Source organism: Mycobacterium sp. E3251 (genome assembly GCF_001666835.1).
In the GTDB taxonomy this organism is placed as follows: domain Bacteria; phylum Actinomycetota; class Actinomycetes; order Mycobacteriales; family Mycobacteriaceae; genus Mycobacterium.
Window position 1 is genome coordinate 1 of sequence record NZ_LZJF01000035.1, and the last position, 18,677, is coordinate 18,677.

Here is an 18,677-nt window from a genome sequence, read left to right on the forward strand (position 1 = left end):
CCGTGCTACACCCCATCCGGCGAGCCCTACTGGACGCCTCCGGGCGAGCCCTGCTGAGCGAACCGGCGCGGCGCGCACTTTTCCGAAGGCGGCCTAACGCGGGCTGAGTAACCGCTCAACGTATTTCGCGATCACGTCGACTTCGAGGTTGACCTGCGTGCCGACCGGGGCGCGGCCCAGCGTGGTCAGCTCGCGGGTGGTAGGGATCAGCGAAACCTCGAACCAGTCGGCGCCGAGCCCGGAGACCGTCAGCGAGATCCCGTCCACGGTGATCGACCCCTTCTCGACGACGTAGCGGGCCACCTCCGCGGGGATCTCGATCCGGACCACTTCCCAGTGCTCGGACGGCGCCCGGCTCACCACCTGCCCGGTCCCGTCCACGTGCCCCTGCACGATGTGCCCGCCGAGCCGGCTGTTGACCGCCGCGGCGCGCTCCAGGTTGACCGGGCTGCCCACCTGCAGGGAGCCCAGGTTGGACCGGTTGAGGGTTTCCGCCATCACGTCGGCGGTGAACTGGCCGTCCGGCAGCAGCTCGACGACGGTCAGGCAGACGCCGTTGACGGCGATCGAGTCGCCGTGCCCGGCGTCGGAGGTCACGACCGGTCCGCGGATGGTGAGCCGGGCGGCGTCGGCGAGCATGTCGCGGCCCGTCACCTCCCCGAGCTCCTCGACAATTCCGGTGAACATTCCATCAGGTTAATCGGCCGTCCGGATGCCGCGGTCGCACTGGTGAGCAGGCCAAAGCGTCGGCGCCGGGCCGACACCGCGGCCCCACGTGTCCCAAGCCGGTCATGGGCACCCTCTACGATGCAAGGTATGCAGACCCGCCGCCGTCTATCGGCCGTCCTCGCATCCCTGACCCTCGCCACCGCCTTGATCGCCGGCTGCTCGTCGGGCTCAAAGCAGAGTGGCGCCCCGCTGCCCGACGCCACGACCCTGGTCAAGCAGTCGGCCGACGCCACCAAGAATGTGAAGAGCGTGCACCTCGTGCTGAGCATTCAGGGCAAGATCCAGGGGCTGCCCATCAAAACGCTGACCGGTGACCTCACCACGGCGCCGGCCACCGCCGCCAAGGGCAACGCCACCATCACCCTCGGCGGGTCCGACATCGACGCCAATTTCGTGGTCGTCGACGGCAACCTGTACGCCACCCTGACGCCCAACAAGTGGAGCGACTTCGGCAAGGCGTCCGACATCTACGACGTGTCGGTGCTGCTCAACCCGGACACCGGGCTGGCCAACGCGCTCGCCAACTTCACCAACGCCAAGGCCGAGGGCCGCGACACCATCAACGGTCAGAGCACGATCCGCGTCAGCGGGAACGTCTCGGCGGATGCGGTGAACAAGATCATGCCGCAGTTCAACGCGACGCAGCCGGTGCCGAGCACGGTGTGGATCCAGGAGACCGGCGACCACCAGCTGGTCCAGGCGAACATGCAGAAGAGCTCCGGCAACTCCATCCAGGTCACCTTGTCCAACTGGGGTGAGCAGGTTCAGGTCACCAAGCCCCCGGTGAGTTCATGAGTTCGCAGGCCGGCCGCCGCGTCGCGATCAGCGCCGGCAGTCTGGCGGTCCTGCTGGGCGCCCTGGACGCCTATGTCGTCGTGACGATCATGCGCGACATCATGAGCGACGTTCACATCCCGATCAACCAGCTGCAGCGCATCACCTGGATCATCACGATGTACCTGCTGGGTTACATCGCCGCCATGCCGCTGCTGGGGCGGGCCTCCGACCGCTTCGGCCGCAAGCTGGTGCTGCAGGTCAGCCTGGCCCTGTTCATGGTCGGGTCGGTGGTGACCGCGCTGGCCGGGCATTGGGGCGATTTCCACCTGCTGATCGCCGGCCGCACCATCCAGGGTGTGGCCAGTGGCGCGCTGCTTCCGGTCACACTCGCGCTGGGCGCCGACCTGTGGGCACAGCGCAACCGCGCCGGCGTGCTGGGCGGCATCGGCGCCGCACAGGAGCTCGGCAGCGTGCTGGGCCCGCTGTACGGGATTTTCATCGTGTACTTGTTCCACGACTGGCGCTACGTGTTCTGGATCAACGTCCCGCTGACCCTGGTCGCGATGGCGATGATCCAGTTCAGCCTGCCGTCGCACGAAAAGGTCGAGAACCCTGAGAGGGTCGACCTGGTCGGCGGTGTACTGCTCGCGGTCGCCCTCGGCCTGGCGGTGATCGGCCTGTACAACCCGCAACCCGACGGCAAACAGATCCTGCCGAGCTACGGGCTCCCGCTGGTCATCGGGGCGGTCGTGGTGGCGGTGCTGTTCCTGCTCTGGGAACGGTTCTCCCGCACCCGGCTGATCGAGCCGGCGGGCGTGCACTTCCGCCCGTTCCTGGCCGCGCTGGGCGCATCGCTGGCCGCGGGCGCGGCGCTGATGGTGACCCTGGTCGACGTGGAGCTGTTCGGCCAGGGCGTCCTGCAGATGGACCAGACGCAGGCCGCCGGGTTGCTGCTGTGGTTTTTGATCGCGCTGCCGGTCGGCGCGGTGCTGGGCGGCTGGATCGCCACCCGCGTGGGCGACCGGGTGATGACCTTCATCGGGCTGCTGATCGCGGCCTACGGCTACTGGCTGATTCACTACTGGCGCCAGGACGTGTTGAGCCAGAAGCACGACATCTTCGGGGTGTTCAGCGTCCCCGTGCTGCATGCCGACTTGCTGGTGGCCGGCGTGGGCCTCGGCCTGGTGATCGGGCCGCTGACCTCCGCCGCCCTCCGGGTTGTTCCGTCCGCCCAGCACGGCATCGCCTCGGCGGCGGTGGTGGTGGCCCGGATGACGGGCATGCTCATCGGCGTGGCCGCGCTCAGTGCGTGGGGCCTCTACCGGTTCAACCAGATCGTCGCCGGGTTGACGGCCGCGATACCCCCCAACGCCTCCCTGCTGGAGCGGATCGCCGCGCAGGGGACGATGTACCTCAAAGCGTTCGCCATGATGTACGGCGACATCTTCAGCGCGACCGTGGTCATCTGCATCGCGGGTGCGCTACTGGGCCTGCTGATCGGTGGCCGCAAGGAACACGCCGAGGAGCCGGAAGTCCCTGAGCCGCAAACGATCTCATTGGGCGAGCGCTAAGCGCTCCTAGTCGCCGCGCGGCACCAGGCTGAGCAGCAGGTCCGGCCCCACCCGGTCGACTCCGTCGAATTGCCAGCGCAACGCCCGCGCGATGGTGGGCACCCCGACGTCGTTGACCGCGGAGACCGGGCCGCCGAGCAGCATCGGCGCGACGTACACCAGGATGCGGTTGACCGCCCCGGCCCGCAGAAACGAGCCGGCGAGGGTGGGGCCGCCCTCCAGCAGGACGTCGGTGCGATCCGACAGCGCCTTGACCACCTCCATGGGATCGTGCGTGCGGATCACCATGGTCCGCGAATCGTCGTTGAGAACCTTTGCCTCTGGCGGTATCTCGCGCATGCCCACCACCACTCGCAGCGGCTGCCGGTCGGCCAGCGAGCCGTCGGGCAACCGCGCGGTCAGCGCCGGATCGTCGGCCAGCACGGTGCCGGTGCCCACCACGATCGCGTCCGCGGCCGCGCGGCGGCGATGCAGATCCAACCGCGAAGCCTCGCTGGAAATCCACTGACTGGTGCCATCGGCGGCCGCGCTGCGGCCATCGACGCTGCTGGCGTACTTCCACGTCAGGTGCGGCAGCCCGGCCCGCTGCTTGTGCAACCACTCCCGCAGCGGTCCGCCGGCCACTTCGTCGGCCAGTACCCCGGACGTCACCCGCACGCCCGCTTCCGTCAGCCTGGCCGCACCGCCGGCGGCGACCGGATTCGGGTCGGCCACCCCGTACACCACGGCCCCCACCTTGGCTTCCAGCAGGGCGTTCACGCACGGTGGGGTCTTGCCGTGGTGGTTGCAGGGCTCCAGGGTGACCACCGCGGTCCCGCCGGCCGCCAGCTCGCCGGCCCGCCGCAACGCCAACACCTCGGCGTGGTCGCCACCGGCGGGTTCGGTGCCGCCGACTCCGACGACCACGCCGTCGGCGTCCAGGATGACGGCGCCCACCGGCGGATTCGGATAGGTGGCGCCCTTGACGTGGTTGGACTGCTCGATCGCCAGGCGCATGGCGGCATCGAGGCCGTCGGCGGGTTGATTCATCGGCGCAGGTGCGGCGACGCGGCGGCGGCCTGCCTCCGCAGCGCCGCTATGGCGGCCTCCGGGTCCTCCGCGCCGTAGACGGCCGACCCGGCGACGAAGCAGTCGACGCCGGCCTCGGCGGCCTGCTCGATGGTGTCGTCGTTGATGCCGCCGTCGATTTCGACCAGGATCGTCAGCTCCCCCGCGTCGATCAGCTTGCGCGCGGTGCGGACCTTGCTCAGCACCTCGGGAATGAAGCTCTGACCGCCGAAGCCGGGCTCGACCGACATGATCAGCAGGGTGTCGAACTGCGGCAGGATTTCCAGGTACGGCTCCAGCGGGGTTCCCGGCTTGACGCTGATGCCCGCCTTGGCGCCGGCCGCGCGGATGTCGCGCGCCACCGCGACCGGGTGGTCGGTGGCCTCGGCGTGGAAGGTGACGTTGTAGGCGCCCGCCTCGGCGTAGCCGGGCGCCCAACGGTCGGGGTCCTCGATCATCAGATGGCAGTCCATCGGGATGGCCGTGGCGGTGAGCAGGCTCTCGACCACCGGCAGGCCGATGGTCAGGTTGGGCACGAAGTGGTTGTCCATCACGTCGACGTGCAGCCAGTCGGCGCCCACCACCGCGGCCGCTTCGTCGGCCAGCCGCGAGAAATCGGCGGACAGGATGGACGGCGCGATCAGGGGCTTACCGGTGTTGCCAGGCATGTGCGCCACACTACTGAGCCGCGCCGAAGGGTTCACGCTTCGCGGCGCAGCGCGGCGGCGGCCGGGTCCGTTGAGTCGCCACCCCGCTACCCCGCTTCGCGGCGCAGCGCGGCGGCGAACATGGCGTCGGTGCCCTGCCGATGCGGCCACAGCTGGACGTGCGGCCCATCCCCCAGCCCGGTGACGGGCTCGAACAGCGGCCGGGTGTCCAACGCGGACACTGGGTGCCGGCGCAGCGCGTCGGCGACCACCCCGACGGTTTCGGCGAGGTGGGGCGAACATGTCGCGTAGAGCACCACACCGCCGGGCCGGGTGAGCGCGATCGCGGCGCCCAGCAGCTCGCGTTGCAGCTTCGTGAGCGTCGGCACGTCGGAGGGCTGTCGCCGCCACCGCGCCTCGGGCCGGCGCCGCAACGCGCCCAGCCCGGTGCACGGGGCGTCGACGAGCACTCGGTCGAAGGTCGGCTCGAGTTCGGTCTGCCGCCCGTCGACCCGCAGCACGTCGACCGGGAGCCCACGGGTGTTCTCGGCAACCAGGTCGGCGCGGCGCGGGTTCGGCTCCACCGCGGTGACGCGCGCCCCGGATCCGGCGCCCAGCGCCGCGAGCAGCGCGGTCTTGCCGCCCGGTCCGGCGCACAGATCGAGCCACCGGCCGGTGTCCTCCTCGACCGGCGCCAGCGTCAGCGCCCGCGCCACCAGCTGGCTGCCCTCGTCCTGGACCAGGGCGGCGCCCTCGCGCACCGGCGCCAGCCGCCCGGGGTCGCCACCCGGCAGGTACACCGCATAGGGCGAATACCGGCCGACCGTGCCACCCACGACGTCGGCCAGTTCCGTGGCCGTCAGCACCCCGGGACGGGCCGCCAGGTGCACCTGAGGCCGTTCGTCATCGCTGGCCAGCACCGCGTCGAGCTCGGCCGCGGCCGCGCCCAAGGCGTCGGCGAACGCCTGCGCGATCCAGCGCGGGTGCGCGTGCACGAAGGCGGCATGTCCGACCGGGTCTCGCGACGGGTCGGGCGCCAATTCCTCGACCCAGGACTTCTCGTCGCGCGCGGAGATTGCGCGCAGCACGCCGTTGACGAAACCCGCACGGGCCGAATCGAATTCGATACCGGCCTGCTCGACCGTGGTGGACACCGCGGCGTACTTGTCGACGCGGGTGCGCAGCAACTGGTACGTGCCGAGCCGCAGCAGGTCGAGCAGCACCGGGTCGATGGTGTCCGGCGAGCGGCCGGCGGCGGCGCCGATGACCGCGTCGAGCAGGCCACGGGTCCGGCAGGTGCCGTAGGTCAGCTCGGTGGCGAACGCTGCGTCGCGGCCACTGATCCCGCGTTCGCGCAGCAGCGCGGGCAGGGCCAGGTTCGCGTATGCGTCGCGCTCGCTGACCGCCCGCAGCACCTCGAACGCGGCGGCGCGCGCGGGGTCGAGTGGTCGGCGCCGCTTGCCGCGCCCGCGATCCGGCGGCCGGGGCCGGCTCACGTCGCCCGCGCAGCGGAGTCGAGTCGCGCGCCGCGGGCCCAGTCGACGGCGTTCATGAGTTTCTTTCCGGGCGGCTGTATTTGGTCCAGCCGCACCGCTTGCGAACCGGTTCCTATCCACACGTTCTTGCGGTCGACGTGAATAGCCCCGGGCGCCAGCGATTCTGGGCCACCCGCGTCGATGTGCACCGGACCGAGCTTGACCCGGAGGTCGCCGATCAAGGTCCAGGCGCCGGGGTTTGGCGTCACCGAACGGATTCGGCGCTCCACGATGGGCGCAGGCAGGTCCCAGCGCACCCGGGCCTGCTCGACGGTGAGCTTCGGCGCAAGGCTGACGCCGTCGGCGGGTTGCGGCCGGGGCGTCAACGTCTGATCGGCGATGCCGTCCAGCGTGGTCGACAGCAGCGCCGCGCCCGAAACGGCCAGTCGCTCAAGCAGTTCGCCCGCGGTGTCGGACGGCCGGATCGTCTCGGTGACGACGCCGTAGATGGGGCCGGAGTCCAGGCTGGGCTCGATCCGAAACGTGGTCGCACCGGTGATGGTGTCGCCGGCCGCGATCGCCGCCTGCACCGGGGCCGCCCCGCGCCAGGCCGGCAACAGCGAGAAGTGCAGGTTGATCCACCCGTGCGGGGGCACCCCGAGCAGGCCGTCGCGCAGCAGAGCGCCGTATGCCACGACCGCGCAGCAGTCCGGCGCCAACTCCGTCAGTTCGGCGACGAACTCTTCCGCGTTCGGCCGCGCCGGTCGCAGCAGCGGAATGCCACGGTCGAGCGCTTCGCGGGCCACCGGCGAGGGCTGCGGCTTGCCGTGCCGCCCGACTGCCGCGTCGGGCCGGGTCAGCACGGCGATCACCTCGTGACGCGGCGAGTCGATGAGGCGGCGCAGCGCGGGCAGCGCGGGTTCGGGGGTGCCGGCGAAGACAAGACGCACCGGCACAGTCTAGAAAGCCGCGGCGGCCGTCCGGCCCGAAGTTGCGCTTGTATACTATTGCTAATGCATACTATTGCTACAGGTCACTATTTAGTCGCGTGACCGCACTGCCGTGCTAGGGACAACGAGGTCGAGTGGGCAGCCCTTTCCTTACCTTCAAGGAGGCCTGATGACTCTCGACACCACGATCAGCGACGCCGCCCCCCATCGCGCGGTATGGGCGCTCGGCGACTACGCCCTGATGGCCGAGGAAGTGATGGCCCCGCTGGGGCCGGCCCTGGTCAAGGCCACCGGCATCGGGCCGGGCGTGCGGGTGCTCGACGTCGCGGCCGGCTCGGGCAACATCTCGCTTCCGGCCGCCGCGTCGGGCGCCGCCGTCGTTTCCAGTGATCTGACCCCCGAGCTGTTGCAGCGGTCGCGCGCCCGCGCCGCGGCCCATGGCCTGACGATCGACTACCGGGAGGCCAACGCGCACGCGCTGCCGTTCGGCGACGGCGAGTTCGACGTCGTCATCTCCGCGATCGGCGTGCAGTTCGCGCCGGACCAGCAGCGGGCCGCCGACGAACTGGTCCGGGTCTGCCGGCCGGGCGGGACGATCGGCGTGATCAGCTGGACGCCGGAGGGATTCTTCGGCCGCATGCTCGCCACCATCCGGCCGTACCGGCCCAGCCTGTCGCAGGCCGTGCCGCCGGCCGCGCTGTGGGGACGCGAGGGCTACGTCACCGGATTGCTCGGCGAGCGCGTCGGCCGGATGACCGCGGTGCGGGGAATGCTGGAAGTCAACCGGTTCGAAAGCGCCGAAGCGGTGCACACGTACTTCAAGAACCACTACGGTCCGACGATCGAGGCCTACGCGAACATCGGGCACAATCGGGTGCTGGCCGCCGAGCTCGACGCCCAACTCGTCGAGCTCGCGCAGCACTACCTCGCCAACGGCACCATGAACTGGGAGTATCTGCTGGTCACCGCCGAGAAGCGCTAGAGATCGATCTCGGCATCCAGGTGCACGTCCGGCTCGCCGCCGGCGGCGGTGAACGCGGTCAGGGCCCGCACCAGGCCGTGGCGTTCCGGCGGCGGCATCTTCTCCACGATGGTCGCGATTTCGTTGCGCCGGTACGCCGTAACCTGACGAACGACCTCCCGCCCCCGCTTCGTCAGCGCGGCCAGCAGCTCGCGCCGGGACGTCGGGTGCGGCAGGCGGTCGATCAGCCCCGCCGCGACCAGCCGATCGACCATCCGCCCGGTGGCGGATGGCTGCACCCCGAGCAGACCGGCCAGGGTGGCCAGGTTGACCGGGCCCCGATTCGACAGGATTACCAGCGTCCGGAACTGCGGGATCGTGATGGTCTCGTCCACCTGACCGATCGAGCGCGCCGAAATGGCAACCAGCAAGCGGGAAGCCGTCAGCAAAGCGTCAGTGATGACGTCCAGCGACTCGTCCGCCGTCGTCGCGTTGTCCGCTGCCATGTCGACCCTTCTCCGGACCGTCTCCGGCATATCGGCGGCTAAAGATCAGGAACTGCCAAGGCTCCCAATGTCGTAGTCAGGCATTATTTCCGACGCATACTATCCCCTCGGGCAGGATTTGGCGAGGTCACCCGATGTGCAGGGGGTCGATCTGCACCCGGACCGGCTCGTGGGTCTGGCGGGCGGACAGCACGCTCACGCCGCGGCGCAGCGCAGCGGCCAGCGCCAGCCCCTGCTCTCTGCGGGCGCGCACCAGCATCCTCGTCACCGGGACGCCCGTCGGCATCCCCGCCGGGCGGCGCACCCCAGCCGGCAAATCCACCGGGCCCAGCACGTCCGCCCCGTCTGGCAGCCCGGCCTCGTCGAGCAGCGCCGCCACCGCATCGGCCGCGCCGTCGAGCGCCGCCATGTGCACGCTCGGCGGCAAGCCCACCTCGGCGCGAGCCGCCAAGTCGGCGTCCGCATGACCCACCGGATCCCAGCGGATCAGCGATTGGACTGTGGGGATCGATGATTCGGCCACCACCAGCACCACCCCGCCGTCGCCGCGGGGACGCACCAACGCCGCCGCGGTCATCCAGCGCCACAGCGCGTCCTCGGCGGCACGCAGGTCTTGTCGGCCCAACAGCGCCCAGGTGTCCAGCAGCAGCGCCGCGCCGTAGCCGCCAGCGGCGGCGGGTTCGGCCCCCGGGGTGGCCACCACCAGGGCCGGGCCGGCGGCGACCTCCGGCACCACACCTTCCCCCGACGAGGTGATGACCGCGGTTCCGGGAAACGCGCGGCCAAGCTCCTCGGCGGTGCGGCGTGCCCCGACGACCACGGCGCGCACCGCGTCCGAACCGCAGCGCGCACACCGCCGCGTCGGGTCGATGCGCCCGCACCACCGGCAGATCAGCGCCTGGCCGCCCTCCTGCAACGACAGGGGGCCCGTGCAGTGCCGGCACCGGGCGATCGCGCGGCAGCGCGCGCAGGCCAGCGACGGGACATACCCGCGCCGCGGCACCTGCACCAGCACCGGCGCCCCGGCCTGAAGCGACGAGCGGGCGGCGCGCAGCGCGATCGACGGGATGCGCGCGGTGCGCGCGGCCGGGTCGCGTTCGTCGGCGTAGCCCGTGTCGTCGAGGGCGACCACCCGCGGCGTGCGGGCGCGCACCACCGCCCGGGTCGCGACGATGTCGTGCGCCCACCCACTGCGCACCAGCGCCTGGGCTTCCGCGGTGCGCGCGTAACCCCCGATCAGCGCCGCACAGCGCGCCTGATGGGCCCGCAGCATCGCCACCTCGCGGGCGTGCGGGTAGGGCGCCCGCGGCTCGGCGAGCGAGTCGTCGGCGTCGGCCCACACCATGACGAGCCCCAGGTCGCTGAGCGGAGCGAAAACCGCGCTGCGAGTGCCGATCACCAGCCGTGCCTGACCGCGCAGCGCCGCGAGCCACCGCCGGTACCGGGCCGCCGGCCCCAGCCCGGCCGACAGCGCCACCACGCCGCTCTCGTCGATCCGCGCGGTCGCGGCCCGCCACAGCGCGTCCAGGTCCCGCTGATCGGGAACGATCCCCAGCACCGCCCGTCCGGCCCGAATGGTTTGCACGGCGGCTTCGGCGAATCGGTCCGCCCACGACTCCCCCGGCAGCGCCTGCCAGACGGCCCGCGCGGCCCGCGACTCGGCCAGGGCGGCCAGGAACTGGGCGCCCCGCGCGTACCCATCCCACGCCGACGGGTCGACGGGCGCGGGCACCGGCAACCGGTGTGGCGTCGTCGGTTCCCGCTCCACCCGGGCGTGCCGGGCCGGCACCGCCAGCCGCAGCACGTCCGGCCGGGTCCCGGCGTAGCGCGCCGCCACCGCATCGACCAACCGGCGGATCTCCGGCGTCAGCACGGGTTCGGCCGACACGACGCGGTCCAGATAGCCGAGCTTGCCCTGATGATCGGTCTCATTGCGGCGCTCCAGCAAGAAGGCGTCGACCAGGCGGCCGTGAAACCGCACCCGCACCCGCGCCCCGGGCTGGGCGTCGTCGGACTGCTCGGCCGACACCAGGTAGTCGAACTCACGGTCCAGGTGCGGAACCGAGAGCATCGGCAGCACCCGCGCGATGGGTTCCACCTGAACGGGCGTGCGCACGCCGCCGCTCACGGCAACCCTGCGGGCCGAATTATGTTGCTGCTCAACGCCTTTACCGTCCGGTATCAGCTTTCAGCTTTCGGCCGGTTCCACGGGGCCGGCGTCGGCCGGCGCCTCACGACCGAAAAAGAACCCGGCCGTCATCAGGATCAGCGCGGCGGCGTACGACCACCAGATCGGCACCGCCAGTGCCTCGTTGCCCAGGATGAAGCGGCCGATGGCGATCAGCGAATCGGACACCGCGAAACACACCGCCCCCACCGCCGTCCAGATCGTCGGCAGCTGCGCCACCAGCGCGGCGCACACCATCGCGGTCAGCACGAGGATGTAGGCCATCACCGGAAGCTTCAGCTTGTCCAGGTGCGGCCAGAACCACGCCAGCAGCGCGATGGTGGCCAGGCACATGGCCACCACGGCGGCGATGCGCGGCTTCGACGGGCGCCTCGCCGCCAGGGGCACGAGCGCGCCCAGGAAGCACAAGTGCGCCAACAGGAATGCGGCCAGGCCCACGACGAAGGACGGCTCCCACCACGGGATCGCCAGCGCCCAGTCGCCGATGGCCGACAGCAGCAGCGCCGGCATCAGCCACCGCCGCTCGCGGACGACGGCGTGGCCGACCGCGGCGGCGGTCAGCAACAACGCCATCGACGCCTTGAACAGCGGCTGGAGCACCCAGTGCCCGGTCAGCTCGGTTCCCGGCGGCGAACCCAACGCCAACACCGTCAGGTAGACGCCATAGCCGAGGGCAGCCCAGCCGGCCACCACCCAGCCGCCGAACACCAGACGCGGTGCGTACGGTACGTCCATGCCAAGCTTGGATAACACAGCCGACGAAAAGCCCGCGATCGACCCCATCCTGCAGAAGGTACTGGATGCGGTTCCCTTCCGGCTATCCACCGACGACGGTGTTGATGCCGCGCGTCAGCGGTTCCGCGACCTGCCCCGCCGGCCACTGCATCCGGAGTTGCGCGTCGAAGACCGCACCATCCAGGGTCCGGCGGGGCCGATCGGCATTCGGATCTATTGGCCGCCAATCGATTTGGGCGCAAGCACGGGGAGTACCGCGCCGCCGGTGGTGCTGTATTTCCACGGCGGTGGCTTCGTCGTGGGTGACCTCGACAGCTACGACGGCACGGCCCGCCAGCACGCGGTGGGCGCCGACGCGATCGTGGTGTCCGTCGACTATCGGTTGGCACCCGAGCATCCATACCCCGCGGCTATCGAAGATGCTTGGGCCGCAACGCTTTGGGTCGCCGAGCACGCCGGCGAGTTGGGCGGTAATCCGAATCGGTTGGCCCTGGCCGGGGATTCAGCCGGCGGAACCATCACGGCCGTAACGGCACAGCGGGCGCGTGATAGCGGCGCGCCGCTCATCGCGTTCCAGCTGCTGTGGTATCCCTCCACGATGTGGGATGCCTCGCTGCCGTCCTTCACCGAGAACGCCGCCGCGCCGATCCTGGATGTCAAGGCCGTCGCCGAGTTCTCGCGTTGGTACGCGGGCGAAGTCGACTTGTCCGTCCCGCCGCCGGGCATGGCGCCGGGACGCGCCGCAGACGTGTCCAACCTGCCGCCCGCCTACATCGCCGTCGCGGGTCACGACCCGCTGCGCGACGACGGCATTCGGTACGGCGAACGGCTGGCCGGAGCGGGCGTTTTGGTCGAGGTGCACAACGCCGAGACCCTGGTGCACGGCTACCTCGGTTACGGCGGTGTGGTGCCCGCCGCCACCGCCGCGATGGAGCGCGGGTTGAGGGCCCTGCGAACCGGGCTGCGCGGGTGAATGCGGGGCGTACGGTGAATCCATGACGGAGCCCACCTTCGCCCGACCCGGCATCGATCCGGCGTTCAAGGCGTTGCTCGACGCCTTCCCGATGACCTTCAGCGCAGCCGACGGCGTGGAGGTCGCACGCTCGCGCCTGCGGCTGCTCCAGGTCCCTTCCGAAATGCTGCCGGACCTGCGCATTGAGGACCGCACGATCGGTCACGGGGAGCTCACCGACATTCCCGTGCGCATCTACTGGCCGCCCCTGGAGCCGGAGGAGGCGTTGCCCGTCGTCGTCTTCTACCACGGCGGCGGCTTCTGCCTCGGCGGACTGGACACCCACGACCCCCTCGCCCGCGCGCACGCCGTCGGGGCCGAGGCCATCGTGGTGTCCGTCGACTACCGGCTGGCGCCCGAGCATCCGTTCCCGGCCGGGGTCAACGACTCCTGGGCGGCGTTGCAGTGGGTCGCCGAGCACGCCGCCGAGCTGGGCGGTGACCCCAGCCGCATCGCCGTCGCCGGCGACTCGGCCGGCGGCAACCTGGCCGCCGTGATGGCGCATCTGGCCAGCCAGAACGACGGACCCGAGCTCAGCTTCCAGCTGTTGTGGTACCCGGTCGTCACCGCGGACCTGTCGCTGCCGTCGTACACCGAAAACGCCAACGCGCCCATCCTGGACCGCGACGTGATCGACGCCTTCCTGTCCTGGTATCTGCCCGACCACGACATCAGCGACCCGACGGCGCTGCCCGTCACCCTTGCCCCGGCGAACGCGACGGACCTGTCCGGGTTGCCGCCCGCCTACATCGGGACCGCCGAACACGATCCGCTGCGCGACGACGGGGCGCGCTACGCCGAGCTGCTGGACAGCGCCGGCGTGGCCGCGGAATTGAGCAACGAGCCGAACCTGGTGCACGGGTACGCCAGCTTCGCTCTGGTGATTCCCGCGGCCGGCGATGCCACCGACCGCGGGCTGGCCGCACTCAAGAAGGCACTACACCCCTAGGCGGACACCGATGAGCAGCACTCCCGACTACCACACGCTGATCGTCGGCGCCGGCTTCTCCGGAATCGGCGCCGCCATCAAGCTCGACAACGCAGGGCTGTCGAACTATCTCGTCGTCGAGGCGGGCGACGGGGTCGGCGGGACGTGGCACTGGAACACCTATCCCGGTATCGCCGTGGACATTCCGTCGTTCTCCTACCAGTTCTCCTTCGAGCAGAGCCCGGACTGGTCGCGCACCTACGCGCGGGGGCGCGAGCTCAAGGCGTACGCCGAACACTGCGTCGACAAATACGGGCTCCGATCGCGAATCCGGTTGAACACCAAGGTACAAGCCGCCGAGTTCGACGACGAGCAGTGCCTGTGGCGGGTGCAGACCGATCCCGGCGGCACGGTGACCGCCCGATTCCTGATCAGCGCCTGCGGCGTGCTCACCGTGCCCAACCTGCCCGACATCGACGGCGTTGACAGCTTCGGCGGCATCACGATGCACACCGCACGCTGGGATCACGACCAGGACCTGAGCGGCAAGCGCGTCGCGATCATCGGCACCGGGGCCTCGGCCGTTCAGGTGATTCCCGAAATCGCGCCGATTGTCAAGCAGCTCACCGTTTTTCAGCGCACCCCGATTTGGTGCTTCCCCAAGCTGGACGTCGCGTTGCCCGCGCCGGCCCGTTGGGCGATGCGGATCCCCGGCGGCAAAGTCGTGCAGCGGTTACTCAGCCAGGCCTTCGTCGAAGTCACCTTCCCGATCTCCGCGCACTACTTCACCGTCATCCCGCTGGCCAAGAGGATGGAGTCGGCGGGGCTGGCGTATCTGCGCAAACAGGTTCACGACCCGACGGTGCGCGATCAGCTCACCCCGCGCTACGCGGTCGGCTGCAAGCGCCCCGGTTTCCACAACGAGTACCTGGCCACGTTCAACCGGGACAACGTGCGGCTGGTCACCGAGCCGATCGACAAGATCACACCGGCGGCCGTGGCCACCACCGACGGCGAGAACCACGACGTCGACGTGCTGATCCTGGCCACCGGCTTCAAAGTGATGGACCCCGACGACGTCCCGACGTTCGCGGTCACCGGAAGCGGCGGCAAATCCCTGAGCCGGTTCTGGGACGAACACCGGCTGCAGGCCTACGAGGGAGTCAGCGTCCCCGATTTCCCCAACCTGTTCACGGTGTTCGGTCCGTACGGCTACGTCGGCTCTTCATACTTCGCGCTCATCGAGACGCAGACCCACCACATCGTGCGGTGCCTCAAACGGGCCGAGCGCGAGGGGGCGACGCGCGTCGAGGTCACCGAGGAAGCCAACGACCGGTACTTCGACGAGATGATGCGCCGACGGCACCGGCAGATCTTCTGGCAGGACAGCTGCCGGCTGGCCAACAGCTACTACTTCGACAAGAACGGCGACGTGCCGCTGCGCCCCACCACCACGGTCGAGGCCTATTGGCGCAGCAGGCGATTCGACCTGGACGACTACCGGTTCACGAAGGCCGGCGTCCCCTAGACGGCGCGCTTGAGGTCGTCGACCTTGTTCAGCTGCTCCCACGGCAGCTCGATGTCGGTGCGGCCGAAGTGGCCGTACGCGGCGGTCTGCGCGTAGATCGGGCGCAGCAGGTCCAGGTCGCGGATGATGGCGCCGGGCCGCAGGTCGAACACCTCCGGGACGATCTTCTCGATTTTGACCGGGTCGACCGTGGCGGTGCCGAAGGTCTCGACGAACAGGCCGACGGGGGCGGCTTTGCCGATGGCGTAGGCCACCTGCACCTCGACCCGCTCCGCCAGGCCGGCGGCGACGATGTTCTTGGCCACCCAACGCATCGCGTAGGCCGCCGAGCGGTCCACCTTGGACGGATCCTTGCCGGAGAAGGCACCGCCACCGTGGCGGGCCCACCCGCCGTACGTGTCGACGATGATCTTGCGGCCGGTCAGCCCCGCGTCGCCCATCGGGCCACCCAGGACGAACTTGCCGGTCGGATTGAAAAGCAACCGCGTCGACGAGGTGTCCAGCGTGTCGTGAGCCAGGTCGTCGAGGACGGTGTTGACCACCTTTTCCCGCAGGTCGGGGGTCAGGGTGCGCTCGAGGTCGATGTCGGCCGCGTGCTGGGTGGAGATGACCACGGTGTCGAGCCGGACCGGGACGTTGTCTTCGTATTCGATGGTGACCTGCGTCTTGCCGTCCGGGCGAAGGTAGGGCAGCACGCCGTTCTTGCGCACCTCGGTCAGCCGCCGGGACAGGCGGTGCGCCAGCGCGATGGGCAGCGGCATCAACTCGGGGGTGTCGGCGATCGCGTAGCCGAACATCAGGCCCTGGTCACCGGCGCCCTGGGCGTCCAGCGGGTCCCGCTCACCCTCGACCCGGGCCTCGTACGCGGTGTCGACGCCCTGGGCGATGTCGGGCGACTGCGCGCCGATGCCGATGTTCACCCCGCAGGACGCCCCGTCGAAACCCTTGTCCGACGAGTCGTAGCCGATCTCGAGGATGCGCTCGCGGACCGTGTTGGTGATGTCGGCGAATGCCTCCTTCGCCGTCGTCGTCACCTCGCCGACGACGTGCACCTGGCCGGTGGTCACCAGCGTCTCGACCGCGACACGTGAGCGGGGGTCCTGCGCCAGCAGGGCGTCGAGGACCGAGTCGCTGATCGCGTCACAGATCTTGTCGGGATGTCCCTCAGTCACCGACTCACTGGTAAACAGGCGACCATTTTCGCTCACAATCTCAATCCTTCCGAATAATTAGTTAACCGAATTATATGGGCGGGCGTCGTCCGGCCAGCACCTGGCCCGGCGCCACAGGAGAACCGAACCGTATTACCCGCCGCCGTGCAGAAACGTGGCGATCGCATCCACGATACGACTGGCCATCAACGTCTTGGAGCCGTGCTGCAGCGCCGACTCGGTGCCATCGGAGGCGAGCAACCACCCGTCGTTGCTGTCCACCTCGAACGCCCTGCCGTCGCCCACCGCGTTGACCACCAACAGGTCGCAGCCCTTGCGGCGCAGCTTGGCACGGGCGTGGAACAGCACATCCCCGTTGGCATCGCCCGTCTCCGCGGCGAACCCGACGATGGCCCGCATGTTGGGCAGCTCGCCGTTGGCGCGCGCCCGCACCGCGCCGGCCAGCACGTCGTCGTTGCGCACCAGCTCGATCGCCGGTGGCCCCTCGTCACCCTTTTTGATCTTGGCGGCGGAAACCTGCGCGGGCCGGAAGTCGGCGACCGCCGCCGCCATCACCAGCACGTCGGCCGCGGGGGCGTGCTTGGCCACGGCGTCGCCGAGCTGCTCCGCCGAGCTGACGTGAACCACCTCGACGCCCGCGGGGTCGATCAGTCCCGCCGTGTGCCCGGCGATCAGCGTGACTTCGGCGCCGCGCTGGGCGGCGACGCGGGCCACCGCGTAGCCCTGCTTGCCCGAGCTGCGGTTGCCGATGAAGCGCACCGGGTCGATCGGTTCGCGGGTGCCACCGGCGGTCACCAGCACCTTGCAGCCGGCGAGGTCGTAGGGAAGCGCGTCGTGGCGTTCCAGCAGCAGCTGGGCCAGCGTGGTGATCTCCTCCGCTTCGGGCAGCCGCCCTGACCCGCTGTCGGCGCCGGTGAGCCGGCCGAACGCGGGTTCCAGCACCACCGCGCCGCGGCGCCGCAGCGTCGCCACGTTGTCGACGGTGGCCGGGTGCAACCACATCTCGGTGTGCATCGCCGGCGCGAACAGCACCGGGCACCTCGCCGTCAGCAGGGTTGCGGTCAGCAGGTCGTCGGCGCGGCCGTGCACCGCGCGGGCCAGCAGGTCCGCGGTCGCGGGCGCCACCAGGACCAGATCGGCCTTCTGGCCGAGCTGGACGTGCGGCACCTCCGGGACGTTTTCGAAAACCCCGGTGTGCACCGGTTGGCCGGAGAGCGCCTCGAAGGTGGCCGCCCCGACGAACCGCAAGGCGGATTCGGTGGGGATGACCCGGACCAGGTGGCCGGCCTCGGAGAGCTGACGAACGACCGTGCACGCCTTGTAGGCGGCGATGCCTCCGGAGACCCCGACGACGACTTTTTTCGCGACCCGATCGCGGTTGTCCACAGCGCGCCGGGCCTGTTACTCGCCCTCGGTGTGCTCGAGCAGGTCGGCGTGGATTTCGCGCAGGGCGATCGACAGCGGCTTCTCCTGAAGCCCCGGCTCGACCAGCGGCCCAACGTATTCGAGGATGCCCTCGCCGAGCTGGTTGTAGTAATCGTTGATCTGGCGGGCCCGCTTGGCGGCGTAGATCACCAGGGCGTACTTGCTCGACACGCGGTCCAGCAGCTCGTCGATGGGCGGGTTGGTGATGCCCAGCGGGGTGTCGTAGGCGCCCTGCACTCCCGCAGAGGGGTCGAACCGATCGGGGACGGCGGCCAACGCGGCGTCGGACTGCGGAATGGTCACTTAGGTCAATCTCCTCAAAGTACGAAGGCGGTCAGAGCCCCGAAACGGCTTAACTACCGCTGGCAATTCGATGCTCAATCTCGATTGGATCTGTTCTGACTGGTCTGGCCAGGCGCATCATGCCGAGCCGGCGCAGTTTCCACCAGCAAGGATACCAATTCGGCGCACGCGGACTCCAATTGACGGTTGACCACGACCTCGTCGAAGTCGTCCTGGGCCGCCATTTCGATGCGGGCGGTCTCGAGGCGACGCCGCATGGCCTCCGGGGTTTCGGTGCCCCGGCCGACGAGCCTGGACTTCAGGTCCTCCCAGCTGGGTGGGGCCAGAAAGACGGTAATGGCCTCGGGCATCGCCTTTTTCACCGCCCTGGCGCCGGCCAGGTCAACCTCGATGAGTACCGGGATCCCGGCGGCGGTGGCGGTGCGCACCGGCTCGGCCAGGGTGCCCGAACGGTGCAGTCCGCCGTGGATGTCGGCCCACTCCAGCAGCGCGCCGTCGTCGATGAGCTGCTGGAAGCGGGCGGGACTGACGAAGTGGTAGTCGACGCCGTCGACCTCGCCCGGCCGCGGCGCCCGCGTCGTGGCCGAGACGCTGAAATGCAGGTCCGGTATCCGCTCGCGCAGGCACCGGACCACTGTCGACTTGCCGACCGCGGAGGGACCGGACGTCGAGCACGGGACGCGTCCCACACCACCTGGCAAGGGACGCGTGGTCGTGCTGTCC

The 18,677-nt window shown here is 70.1% G+C and carries 18 protein-coding genes; 6 read left to right on the plus strand and 12 right to left on the minus strand.

The window, feature by feature from the left end:
* Window positions 1-93: 93 nt before the first annotated feature.
* Complete coding sequence (locus A5697_RS04875; RefSeq protein WP_068008484.1) at window positions 94-687, minus strand: riboflavin synthase; 594 nt, start codon at window positions 685-687, stop codon at window positions 94-96.
* Window positions 688-816: 129 nt separating this feature from the next.
* Here A5697_RS04875 and A5697_RS04880 point away from each other — a divergent pair, with 129 nt between their 5' ends.
* Both A5697_RS04880 and A5697_RS04885 read left to right on the plus strand, forming a co-directional pair.
* Window positions 817-1,524 (plus strand): LppX_LprAFG lipoprotein, encoded by a 708-nt coding sequence (locus tag A5697_RS04880; RefSeq protein WP_067943770.1) that lies wholly within the window; start codon window positions 817-819, stop codon window positions 1,522-1,524.
* Window positions 1,521-3,077 carry an MFS transporter gene (locus tag A5697_RS04885; protein ID WP_067943768.1) on the plus strand — a complete coding sequence of 519 codons (1,557 nt, stop codon included), beginning with the start codon at window positions 1,521-1,523 and terminating at the stop codon, window positions 3,075-3,077. Before A5697_RS04880 ends, A5697_RS04885 begins: the two co-directional genes overlap by 4 nt.
* Before the next feature lie 6 nt (window positions 3,078-3,083).
* On the opposite strand, the gene ribD is transcribed toward A5697_RS04885, so the two are convergent.
* The 4 genes from ribD to fmt all read right to left on the minus strand — a co-directional run bounded on the left by ribD (window position 3,084) and on the right by fmt (window position 7,196).
* Complete coding sequence (gene ribD / locus A5697_RS04890) at window positions 3,084-4,106, minus strand: bifunctional diaminohydroxyphosphoribosylaminopyrimidine deaminase/5-amino-6-(5-phosphoribosylamino)uracil reductase RibD (RefSeq protein WP_068008487.1); 1,023 nt, start codon at window positions 4,104-4,106, stop codon at window positions 3,084-3,086.
* Complete coding sequence (gene rpe / locus A5697_RS04895; RefSeq protein ID WP_067943764.1) at window positions 4,103-4,792, minus strand: ribulose-phosphate 3-epimerase; 690 nt, start codon at window positions 4,790-4,792, stop codon at window positions 4,103-4,105. The genes ribD and rpe overlap by 4 nt, the downstream gene beginning before the upstream one ends.
* Window positions 4,793-4,878: 86 nt before the next feature.
* Window positions 4,879-6,267, minus strand: coding sequence for an RsmB/NOP family class I SAM-dependent RNA methyltransferase (locus tag A5697_RS04900; protein ID WP_068008490.1), 1,389 nt, complete (start codon window positions 6,265-6,267; stop codon window positions 4,879-4,881).
* Entirely contained in the window at window positions 6,264-7,196 is a 933-nt protein-coding gene (fmt, locus tag A5697_RS04905; protein ID WP_068008505.1) for a methionyl-tRNA formyltransferase, read from the minus strand. Before fmt ends, A5697_RS04900 begins: the two co-directional genes overlap by 4 nt.
* A 169-nt stretch (window positions 7,197-7,365) precedes the next feature.
* On the opposite strand from fmt, the gene A5697_RS04910 reads away from it, so the two are divergent.
* Window positions 7,366-8,178: a class I SAM-dependent methyltransferase gene (locus A5697_RS04910; protein ID WP_067943760.1), complete on the plus strand. Its 813-nt coding sequence runs from the start codon at window positions 7,366-7,368 to the stop codon at window positions 8,176-8,178.
* On the opposite strand, the gene A5697_RS04915 is transcribed toward A5697_RS04910, so the two are convergent.
* The 3 genes from A5697_RS04915 to A5697_RS04925 all read right to left on the minus strand — a co-directional run bounded on the left by A5697_RS04915 (window position 8,175) and on the right by A5697_RS04925 (window position 11,586).
* On the minus strand, window positions 8,175-8,663 hold the full coding sequence (locus A5697_RS04915; RefSeq protein WP_068008494.1) for a MarR family winged helix-turn-helix transcriptional regulator: 489 nt from the start codon (window positions 8,661-8,663) through the stop codon (window positions 8,175-8,177). The two genes, A5697_RS04910 and A5697_RS04915, sit on opposite strands and share 4 nt — an antisense overlap.
* A gap of 127 nt (window positions 8,664-8,790) precedes the next feature.
* Window positions 8,791-10,791: a primosomal protein N' gene (locus A5697_RS04920; protein ID WP_231971975.1), complete on the minus strand. Its 2,001-nt coding sequence runs from the start codon at window positions 10,789-10,791 to the stop codon at window positions 8,791-8,793.
* Window positions 10,792-10,851: 60 nt separating this feature from the next.
* A complete protein-coding gene (locus A5697_RS04925) occupies window positions 10,852-11,586 on the minus strand; it encodes a lysoplasmalogenase (protein WP_068008497.1) in 735 nt (244 codons plus the stop codon).
* On the opposite strand from A5697_RS04925, the gene A5697_RS04930 reads away from it, so the two are divergent.
* Genes A5697_RS04930 through A5697_RS04940 form a run of 3 tightly spaced genes read left to right on the plus strand, consistent with a single transcriptional unit; the run spans window position 11,585 to window position 15,054 of the window.
* Window positions 11,585-12,559, plus strand: coding sequence for an alpha/beta hydrolase (locus A5697_RS04930; protein WP_068008499.1), 975 nt, complete (start codon window positions 11,585-11,587; stop codon window positions 12,557-12,559). The genes A5697_RS04925 and A5697_RS04930 overlap by 2 nt on opposite strands.
* Before the next feature lie 22 nt (window positions 12,560-12,581).
* Window positions 12,582-13,547, plus strand: coding sequence for an alpha/beta hydrolase (locus A5697_RS04935; RefSeq protein WP_067947315.1), 966 nt, complete (start codon window positions 12,582-12,584; stop codon window positions 13,545-13,547).
* Between the two features lie 10 nt (window positions 13,548-13,557).
* On the plus strand, window positions 13,558-15,054 hold the full coding sequence (locus tag A5697_RS04940; protein WP_068008502.1) for an NAD(P)/FAD-dependent oxidoreductase: 1,497 nt from the start codon (window positions 13,558-13,560) through the stop codon (window positions 15,052-15,054).
* Here A5697_RS04940 and metK read toward each other — a convergent pair.
* The 4 genes from metK to gmk all read right to left on the minus strand — a co-directional run bounded on the left by metK (window position 15,051) and on the right by gmk (window position 18,655).
* Complete coding sequence (metK, locus tag A5697_RS04945; RefSeq protein WP_067947318.1) at window positions 15,051-16,262, minus strand: methionine adenosyltransferase; 1,212 nt, start codon at window positions 16,260-16,262, stop codon at window positions 15,051-15,053. The two genes, A5697_RS04940 and metK, sit on opposite strands and share 4 nt — an antisense overlap.
* Window positions 16,263-16,358: 96 nt before the next feature.
* A complete protein-coding gene (coaBC, locus tag A5697_RS04950) occupies window positions 16,359-17,612 on the minus strand; it encodes a bifunctional phosphopantothenoylcysteine decarboxylase/phosphopantothenate--cysteine ligase CoaBC (RefSeq protein WP_067947320.1) in 1,254 nt (417 codons plus the stop codon).
* 15 nt (window positions 17,613-17,627) lie between these two features.
* Window positions 17,628-17,954 (minus strand): DNA-directed RNA polymerase subunit omega, encoded by a 327-nt coding sequence (rpoZ, locus tag A5697_RS04955; RefSeq protein WP_067947322.1) that lies wholly within the window; start codon window positions 17,952-17,954, stop codon window positions 17,628-17,630.
* A 74-nt stretch (window positions 17,955-18,028) separates the two neighbouring features.
* Window positions 18,029-18,655, minus strand: a complete 627-nt coding sequence (gene gmk / locus A5697_RS04960; protein WP_067947324.1) for a guanylate kinase — start codon at window positions 18,653-18,655, stop codon at window positions 18,029-18,031.
* Between the last annotated feature and the right edge of the window lie 22 nt (window positions 18,656-18,677).

Bases quoted from the DNA above. Each gene is read 5' to 3' on its own strand.
- ribD (WP_068008487.1), bottom strand. From the start codon at position 4,106: ATGAATCAACCCGCCGACGGCCTCGATGCCGCCATGCGCCTGGCGATC.
- A5697_RS04925 (WP_068008497.1), bottom strand. From the start codon at position 11,586: ATGGACGTACCGTACGCACCGCGTCTGGTGTTCGGCGGCTGGGTGGTG.
- A5697_RS04915 (WP_068008494.1), bottom strand. From the start codon at position 8,663: ATGGCAGCGGACAACGCGACGACGGCGGACGAGTCGCTGGACGTCATC.
- A5697_RS04880 (WP_067943770.1), top strand. From the start codon at position 817: ATGCAGACCCGCCGCCGTCTATCGGCCGTCCTCGCATCCCTGACCCTC.
- A5697_RS04935 (WP_067947315.1), top strand. From the start codon at position 12,582: ATGACGGAGCCCACCTTCGCCCGACCCGGCATCGATCCGGCGTTCAAG.
- A5697_RS04885 (WP_067943768.1), top strand. From the start codon at position 1,521: ATGAGTTCGCAGGCCGGCCGCCGCGTCGCGATCAGCGCCGGCAGTCTG.
- A5697_RS04910 (WP_067943760.1), top strand. From the start codon at position 7,366: ATGACTCTCGACACCACGATCAGCGACGCCGCCCCCCATCGCGCGGTA.
- A5697_RS04940 (WP_068008502.1), top strand. From the start codon at position 13,558: ATGAGCAGCACTCCCGACTACCACACGCTGATCGTCGGCGCCGGCTTC.
- A5697_RS04875 (WP_068008484.1), bottom strand. From the start codon at position 687: ATGTTCACCGGAATTGTCGAGGAGCTCGGGGAGGTGACGGGCCGCGAC.
- A5697_RS04930 (WP_068008499.1), top strand. From the start codon at position 11,585: ATGCCAAGCTTGGATAACACAGCCGACGAAAAGCCCGCGATCGACCCC.
- rpe (WP_067943764.1), bottom strand. From the start codon at position 4,792: ATGCCTGGCAACACCGGTAAGCCCCTGATCGCGCCGTCCATCCTGTCC.